At 58.1% G+C, this 7,804-nt stretch carries 7 protein-coding genes; 5 read left to right on the forward strand and 2 right to left on the reverse strand.

From position 1 onward, the window contains the following. Positions 1-2,597: DUF748 domain-containing protein (locus AC1DH9_RS16220; protein ID WP_477808420.1), on the forward strand; the 2,597-nt coding region annotated here is incomplete at its 5' end. A gap of 2 nt (positions 2,598-2,599) precedes the next feature. Next, positions 2,600-2,899 carry a DUF2845 domain-containing protein gene (locus AC1DH9_RS16225; protein WP_427546307.1) on the forward strand — a complete coding sequence of 100 codons (300 nt, stop codon included), beginning with the start codon at positions 2,600-2,602 and terminating at the stop codon, positions 2,897-2,899. Between the two features lie 169 nt (positions 2,900-3,068). Here AC1DH9_RS16225 and AC1DH9_RS16230 read toward each other — a convergent pair whose 3' ends face one another. Both AC1DH9_RS16230 and AC1DH9_RS16235 read right to left on the reverse strand, forming a co-directional pair. Beyond that, a complete protein-coding gene (locus AC1DH9_RS16230; RefSeq protein ID WP_427546305.1) occupies positions 3,069-3,425 on the reverse strand; it encodes a BON domain-containing protein in 357 nt (118 codons plus the stop codon). 277 nt (positions 3,426-3,702) lie between these two features. Continuing rightward, positions 3,703-4,113 (reverse strand): pilin, encoded by a 411-nt coding sequence (locus AC1DH9_RS16235; RefSeq protein ID WP_054595548.1) that lies wholly within the window; start codon positions 4,111-4,113, stop codon positions 3,703-3,705. A gap of 226 nt (positions 4,114-4,339) precedes the next feature. Here AC1DH9_RS16235 and pilB point away from each other — a divergent pair, with 226 nt between their 5' ends. From pilB to AC1DH9_RS16250, 3 genes are all read left to right on the forward strand, one after another. After that, positions 4,340-6,040 carry a type IV-A pilus assembly ATPase PilB gene (pilB, locus tag AC1DH9_RS16240; RefSeq protein WP_427546303.1) on the forward strand — a complete coding sequence of 567 codons (1,701 nt, stop codon included), beginning with the start codon at positions 4,340-4,342 and terminating at the stop codon, positions 6,038-6,040. 3 nt (positions 6,041-6,043) lie between these two features. Next, positions 6,044-7,261 (forward strand): type II secretion system F family protein, encoded by a 1,218-nt coding sequence (locus tag AC1DH9_RS16245; RefSeq protein WP_427546301.1) that lies wholly within the window; start codon positions 6,044-6,046, stop codon positions 7,259-7,261. Between the two features lie 2 nt (positions 7,262-7,263). Beyond that, positions 7,264-7,804: prepilin peptidase (locus tag AC1DH9_RS16250; RefSeq protein ID WP_477808421.1), on the forward strand; the 541-nt coding region annotated here is incomplete at its 3' end.

Consider the following 7,804-nt stretch of genomic DNA (forward strand, 5'->3'; position numbering starts at 1 on the left):
GCCTGAACCTCACGCAACTGTTCAAGTTGCCGGCCAGCGAGCCGACCCCTGCTGACCCGAATGCCAAACCCTTCCCGCTGCGCATCGACCACATCAACCTGGCCGGTGGTTATGTGCACTTCCAGGACCTGCGCCCGAGCGAGCCGATCGAGTTCCTCTACGACACGCTCAATCTGGAGTTGAACAACCTCAGTACCCTGCCCGACGACAACGCCGCCATGACCCTCGTCGCAGCTGGCCCGGCGGGTGGCCGGATCGACTGGACCGGCCACATCAGCCTGGTGCCCATCAGCTCCGAAGGCACACTGAAAGTCACCGACGGCAAAATGAAATCCTGGTGGCCTTATGTGCGTGACGCATTGCCGCTGGTGCTCGAAGACGGAACGCTGAACCTGAGCACCGATTACAAGTTCAACCTGACGCAGGGAACCGAACTGCTGCTGAGCAACGCTTCGGTCAGCGTTGCTCCGTTCGCCATCAAGGCCCCGGATGGCCGGCCACTGGTGCGCCTCGAACGTCTGGACGTCAGCGAGACCACGGTCGATCTGGTCAAACAACAAGTGATCGTCGGCAAGATCCGCAGCCAGAAGCTCGAAACCTGGGCCGCCCGTGAAGCCGATGGCCAACTCGACTGGCAGAAACTCTTCGCCAGTCAACCGGCCAAACCGGCCACCAAACCCGAGTCGACCAAGGCCCCGGCGGCGGCAGACTCGCCGCAACCAAAACCCGATCCCGCGGTGCCGAGCAAACCCTGGCAAGTGCTGCTCAAGGATGTCGAGCTGCGCAACTATCAAGTGCACCTGGCCGACCGTCAGGCCCAACCGGCGGTGGCACTGGAGCTTGGCCCGCTGAACGTCGACGTGAAGAATTTCGATAGCCTCAATGGTTCGCCGTTCTCCCTCAAGGTCGATACCGGCCTGGGCAAGCAGGGCAAGATTCTCGCGGACGGCGAGGTCAACCTTGCGCCAATCAGCGCCAAGCTCAAGGTCCAGACCAAAGACATCGACCTGCGTGTCGCCCAGTCCTATATCACCCCGTTCATTCGTCTGGAGCTGCGTTCCGGGATGCTCGGCAGCGACTTGGCGGTTGACCTGAAAAGCACCGAGCCACTGGCGTTCAGCGTCACTGGCCGCGCTCAGGTCGATCAATTGCACACCCTGGACACCATGAAAACCCGCGACTTCCTCAAGTGGCAGCAAGTGGTGGTCGAAGGCCTGAACTACCAACACGGCGATAGCCTGTCGATCGACAAGATCAACCTGTTTCAGCCGTATGTACGTTTCATGATCAACGATGACCGCACCACCAACATCAATGACCTGCTGATCCCGCAACCGGCTGACAGCGGTAGCAAAACCGCCGCCGCAAAACCTGCTGCGAGCAAGGACAAGCCGCTGGGCATCCACATCGGCGCGATTGCCATCAACGACGGCTCGGCGAACTTCGCCGACTTCAGCCTGACACCGAACTTCGCCACTGCCATTCAACAGCTCAACGGCCAGATCGGCACTATCGACAGCCGCCAGGTCAAACCCGCCGCCGTCGACATCAAGGGCAAAGTCGACCGCTACGCCCCGGTGACCATCAAGGGCAGCGTCACCCCGTTCGACCCGATGACCGCGCTGGATATCGCCACCAGTTTCAAACGCGTCGAACTGACCACCCTGACCCCCTACTCCGGCAAATTTGCCGGCTATCGGATTCGTAAGGGCCGGCTCAATCTCGACCTGCACTACCAGATCGTCAAAGGCCAGTTGAAAGCCGAAAACAAAGTGGTGGTGGAGCAACTGCAATTGGGTGAAAAAGTCGACAGCCCGGACGCCGTGAGCTTGCCGCTGAAACTGGCCATCGCCTTGCTCAAGGACAGCGATGGCAAAATTTCCATTGATCTGCCGATAACGGGCGATCTGAACAACCCGCAATTCAGCATCATGCCGATCATCTGGCAGACCCTGCGCAACCTGATCGTGCGCGCGGCCGAGGCGCCCTTCAAGCTCATTGGCGGGCTGGTCAACGGCAGTGGGGCCGAGGACCTGGGCAGCGTGTCGTTCGCACCTGGCTCAAGCGAGCTGAGCAAAAACGCCGAGTCGGCGCTCGATACCCTCGCCAAAGCGCTCAAGGAACGTCCGGCCCTTCGCCTGGAAATCGAAGGCACCGCTGCCGAGAAGAGCGATGGCCCCTTGATTGCCGAACAGCGACTGGAACGTGAATACCAGTACAACTACTACAAAATGCTCCAGCGTCGCGGCGACAAAGTCCCTGCGCAAGCCTCGTTGCTGGCAGTCCCGGACAGCGAAAAAGGCCCGCTGCTCGAAGCCATCTACCGCACGCGCCTGAAAACCCAGCCACCGGCCGAATGGACGCAACTGGACAAAACAGAACGCACCGCCAAACTGCGTGAAGGCGTGATCAAGTTCTGGTCTTCAGACACCGCGCTGCTGCGCCAACTGGGTCAGGATCGCGCCAGCACCATCAAGGACTACCTGGTCGACAAAACCCAGCTCGCCGATGACCGGGTGTATTTCGTTGACGCTAACCTGGGCGAAGCCGAAAGCGATGGCCAAGTCGTCACGCCCATGCACCTGGACGCGGAGTAAACATGAATAGCCGATTGCTGATCAGCCTGGCACTGGCGCTCTTTGCCAGCCAGGTGCAAGCCCAGACCGATACCTTGCGCTGCGGCAGTCAGTTGATCAGTGTCGGCGATCGCACAAGTGAAGTGCTGCACAAATGTGGCGAGCCGGTTGCACGTGATGCGTTGGGCTACAAACGCAGCGCCAATCGCCGGGAAGAAGTCCCGGTTGAGGAATGGACCTACGGCCCGAACAGCGGCATGTACCAATATCTGCGTTTTGAAGGCAACCGTCTGGTACGAATCACCAGCAAGCGCGGTAGCTGAAGTTACGACTATCCAATGTGCCAATGTGGGAGCGAGCCCGCTCGCGATAGCTGACTGACATTCAACATAGAGGATGAATGAAGAGTTGCCATCGCGAGCAGGCTCGCTCCCACATTGGTTCTACAGCGCTCTCAAGATTCCCTTCTCCCGGCTCAGGAAACCCTGGGTCTTACTGGGTCATCAGGCCATCAGCCGATACGGCTTTGACGCCTTTGATTTTCTTGGTGATAGCGACGGCCATTTCTTTCTGAGACTGGGTAATGGCTACTTTCGACGATAGGGAAACTACGCCTTTGTTGGTTTCGACTTTGATGTCGGTGCCAGGAATCCCTTTCTCGGTGACCAGATCGCTTTTCACTTTAGTGGTGATCCAGGTATCGGAAGTAGCTTCCTCGGCCTTGGTCATTTCACCGGCAGCCACCACCATCGGCGACTGTGTGGCTTGAGTGGTCTGCGCAAATGCAGCGTTGGCCATGGTCAGGGTCAGAGCGGTTGCAGCTGCGGCAGCGATAGCGAACGTCTTCATACGAGTAACTCCTGTTCTTCCAGAAAATCTGCTGCATGCCTTCTCAGCAGGGTTAACAGAGACAGTGCGAAGGCTGTGCCAACTTGAGACAGCGAAATAAACCGATAAAAATCAATATATTACAAAAAAACCAATTAACTGAAGTCATGCAAAATGCATGACCCGGGTGTTGTTGACATGCAAGTTGCGGCTTTTATCGAATTACCGCGATGCCATCGAACGGTCGARAAAATGCCTCGCGTCCGTAGAGGCGAGGCATTGAGGCTTCGATACAGGATCAGACGCCTGTGCAACCCTTGGGCGCATAGTCCTGCAACGCGGTGGTCGCGCAGGTCCAGCCACCGGCCAGTGTCCGCGTCAGCGTGATGGTTTTGCTGAGCACCGGACCTGGTGCATTGACAATCGTGCAAACAATCGTGCCTGCACCGCTGGAAGCAGTACCCGATGCCGTGATTGTGCAGTTACCGGTAGTTGCCGTGCCACCGATCAGCGCCAGTGTCGGGTCGGTGCCCTGATTGATAATGTCTTCAAAAGGCACCTTCAGTGCTGAAATTTCCGCCAGCCCCGCAGTGACCTTCGCCCGCGCTTGATACTTGGAATACAGCGGCAACGCGAACGTCGCCAGGATGCCGATGATTGCCACCACGATCAGCAGCTCGATGAGGGTAAAACCTTTTTGATTATTCATAGAACAGGCTCCATGCATGAGGCGAAATCTCATGTCCTGAACCAGTCAAAGCACAGCACATGCCAACCCCTGCGCCCCCTGCTTACAGGGTGTCAGATCGGCAAAAGCCCGGTGCGTACCCCGAGGAACCGCACTATCTGACACTTTTTGTCACCTCAAGAGTGCTGGTGCGCTCCCATCCGTTGACTAGGCTATAAGTCTTGAACTGTCTGTGCCTGGTACTCGAATGAATGACATCGCTCTCAGCGGCCTGGCCAAGCAATTGGTGCTGGCCGAACTGCTCACTGACAAAAGCGCGCAACAGGCGTATCAGCAAGCTCAACGCAATCGCGTTTCCCTGGTCAGCTATCTGGTACAGAACAAAATGGTGAGCAGTCGCCAGGTTGCGGAAATTGCCTCCGAGCATTTCGGTGTCGCCTTCCTTGACCTCAACTGTCTCGACAAAGACTCCCAGCCCAAAGACCTGGTCAGTGAAAAGCTGATTCGCCAGCACCACGCCCTGCCACTCTGGCGGCGCGGCAACAAACTGTTCGTAGGCATTTCCGACCCGAGCAATCAGCAGGCGATCAACGATATCCAGTTCAGCACCGGGCTCACCACCGAAGCGATCCTGGTCGAAGACGACAAGCTCAGCGACGCCATCGAGAAATTCTTCGACAGCCACAGCACGGGCCTGGAAGACATGGCCGATATCGACCTCGGGGGCCTGGACATCGAAGCCGTCGACGACCAGCGTCAGGACGCTGTCACCGGCCAGGACTCCGACGATGCCCCGGTGGTGCGCTTCGTCAACAAGATGCTGCTGGACGCGATCAAGGGCGGCTCCTCAGACCTGCATTTCGAGCCCTACGAAAAAATCTATCGGGTGCGGGTGCGGACCGACGGCATGCTGCGCGAAGTCGCCAGACCGCCGACTCAATTGGCCAATCGCATCGCTGCCCGTCTCAAGGTGATGGCCAGCCTGGACATCTCGGAACGTCGAAAACCCCAGGACGGGCGGCTCAAGATGCACCTGTCGAAAAGCAAATCCATCGATTTTCGGGTCAACACCCTGCCAACGTTGTGGGGCGAAAAAGTCGTGATCCGGATTCTCGACCCCTCCAGCGCGCAGATGGGCATTGATGCGCTGGGTTACGAGCCCGACCAGAAAGACCTGTACATGGCGGCGCTCAAGCAACCTCAGGGGCTGATACTGGTTACCGGGCCGACGGGTTCAGGGAAAACCGTGTCGCTGTACACCGGGTTGAATATCCTCAACACCGTCGACATCAACATCTCCACCGCCGAAGACCCGGTGGAAATCAACATGGAAGGCATCAACCAGGTCAACGTCAATCCCAGGCAAGGCCTGGACTTCGCCCAGGCGTTGCGCTCATTTCTGCGCCAGGACCCGGACGTGATCATGGTCGGCGAGATCCGCGACCTGGAAACCGCCGAAATTGCGATCAAGGCTGCGCAAACCGGGCACCTGGTGCTTTCCACCCTGCACACCAACAGCGCAGCTGAAACCCTGACCCGCCTGCACAACATGGGCATCCCGGGGTTCAACATCGCCACGGCCGTGCACCTGATCATTGCCCAGCGCCTGGCTCGCAAGCTGTGCAGCCACTGCAAAAAAAGCCTTTCGATTCCCGACGATACCCTGATCAAGGAAGGCTTCCCACGGGAACGCATCGGCTCCTTCACGATCTACGAACCCGTCGGTTGCGATCACTGCAACAACGGCTACAAAGGGCGAGTCGGTATTTATGAAGTGGTGAAAAACACCCCGGAGCTGCAACGGCTGATCATGGCTGAAGGCAATTCTCTGGAAATCGATACGCAGATGCGCAAGGACGGCTTCAATGACCTGCGCACCTCGGGCCTGCTCAAGGCCATGCAGGGCGTCACCAGCCTTGAAGAAATCAACCGGGTCACCAAGGATTGAGTCATGGCGGTCAAAGCAATCAAGGTCAGCGTCTACGCCTGGGAAGGCACTGACAGGAAAGGCAGCAAAATATCCGGCGAGCTGAGCGGTCATAGCCCGGCAGTGATCAAGGCGCAGCTACGCAAACAAGGTATCAACCCGGGCAAAGTACGGAAAAAAACCGCTTCGCTGTTCAATCTCGGCAACCGTATCAAGCCGCTGGACATTGCCCTCTTCACCCGGCAGATGGCGACCATGATGAAAGCCGGTGTGCCCTTGCTGCAGTCGTTCGACATCATCGGCGAGGGCTTCGACAACCCGAACATGCGCAAGCTGGTGGACGAGGTGAAACAGGAAGTCGCCGCCGGCAACAGCTTCGCCACCGCGCTGCGTAAGAAGCCGCAGTACTTCGATGAGCTCTACTGCAACCTGGTCGACGCGGGCGAGCAGGCCGGCGCGCTCGACACGTTGCTGGAGCGGATAGCGACCTATAAGGAAAAAAGCGAAAGCCTCAAGGCCAAGATCAAAAAAGCCATGACCTATCCGCTGGCCGTGGTCTTTGTCGCAATCATCGTCACCGGCATTCTGCTGGTCAAAGTGGTCCCGCAGTTTCAGTCGGTGTTCTCCGGATTTGGTGCAGAACTCCCAGCCTTCACCCTGATGGTGATCGGTCTGTCCGAGTTCATGCAGGCGTGGTGGTGGCTGTTGCTCGGCGGCCTGATCGGTGGGTCTCTGGGCTTTCGCCATGCGCTCAGGCGCTCACAACGCTTTTGCGACTGGCTGGACGCGCAATTGCTGAAAATGCCGATAGTCGGCGCACTGCTCTACAAATCGGCAGTGGCCCGTTTTGCCCGCACACTGTCGACCACTTTCGCCGCGGGTGTGCCCTTGGTCGAAGCCCTGGATTCGGTAGCGGGCGCCACTGGCAATATCGTGTTCAAACGGGCGGTCTTGCGCATCAGGCAAGATGTCTCCACCGGCATGCAATTGAACTTCTCGATGCGCACCAGCGGGATATTTCCCAACATGGCGATTCAAATGGCCGCCATTGGCGAGGAGTCCGGCGCACTGGACGACATGCTCGACAAAGTTGCGATCTACTATGAAGCTGAAGTCGACAATATGGTCGACAGCCTGACCAGCCTGTTGGAACCGTTCATCATGGTGGTGCTCGGCGTCATTGTCGGCGGGCTGGTGGTTGCCATGTACCTGCCCATTTTCCAACTCGGCTCGGCGATTTGAACATGCCCTTGAGTGAATTCATGGCCGGTTACCCACTGGCGTTTGTTGTCACCGCACTCGTGCTCGGGCTGGTGATCGGCAGCTTTCTCAATGTGGTGGTCTGGCGCCTGCCGAAAATGCTTGAGGGCGACTGGCGGCAACAAGCCCTGGACGTACTGGGTTTACCGCCCGAAGCACCGGGCCCGACCTACAACCTGATGCTGCCGCATTCACACTGCCCACAGTGCGCTCATCGAATCCGCGCCTGGGAAAACATTCCACTGCTCAGTTACCTGGTATTGCGCGGCCGATGCTCGAATTGCAAAGCGCCGATCAGTACCCGCTACCCCTTGACCGAACTGGCCTGTGGCGTGCTCTCGGCGTTTGTCGCCTGGCACTTCGGCTTCGGTTGGACAGCTGCGTGGGGGCTGGTCTTGAGTTGGGGGTTACTGGCGATGTGTCTGATCGACGCCGACCACCAATTGCTGCCGGATGTACTGGTATTGCCGTTGTTGTGGCTGGGTCTGATCGTCAACAGCTTCGATCTTTTCGTACCTTTGCAGG

Source organism: Pseudomonas sp. 05T35 (genome assembly GCF_056396605.1).

Bases quoted from the DNA above. Each gene is read 5' to 3' on its own strand.
- AC1DH9_RS16230 (WP_427546305.1), bottom strand. From the start codon at position 3,425: ATGAAGACGTTCGCTATCGCTGCCGCAGCTGCAACCGCTCTGACCCTG.
- AC1DH9_RS16235 (WP_054595548.1), bottom strand. From the start codon at position 4,113: ATGAATAATCAAAAAGGTTTTACCCTCATCGAGCTGCTGATCGTGGTG.
- AC1DH9_RS16245 (WP_427546301.1), top strand. From the start codon at position 6,044: ATGGCGGTCAAAGCAATCAAGGTCAGCGTCTACGCCTGGGAAGGCACT.
- pilB (WP_427546303.1), top strand. From the start codon at position 4,340: ATGAATGACATCGCTCTCAGCGGCCTGGCCAAGCAATTGGTGCTGGCC.
- AC1DH9_RS16225 (WP_427546307.1), top strand. From the start codon at position 2,600: ATGAATAGCCGATTGCTGATCAGCCTGGCACTGGCGCTCTTTGCCAGC.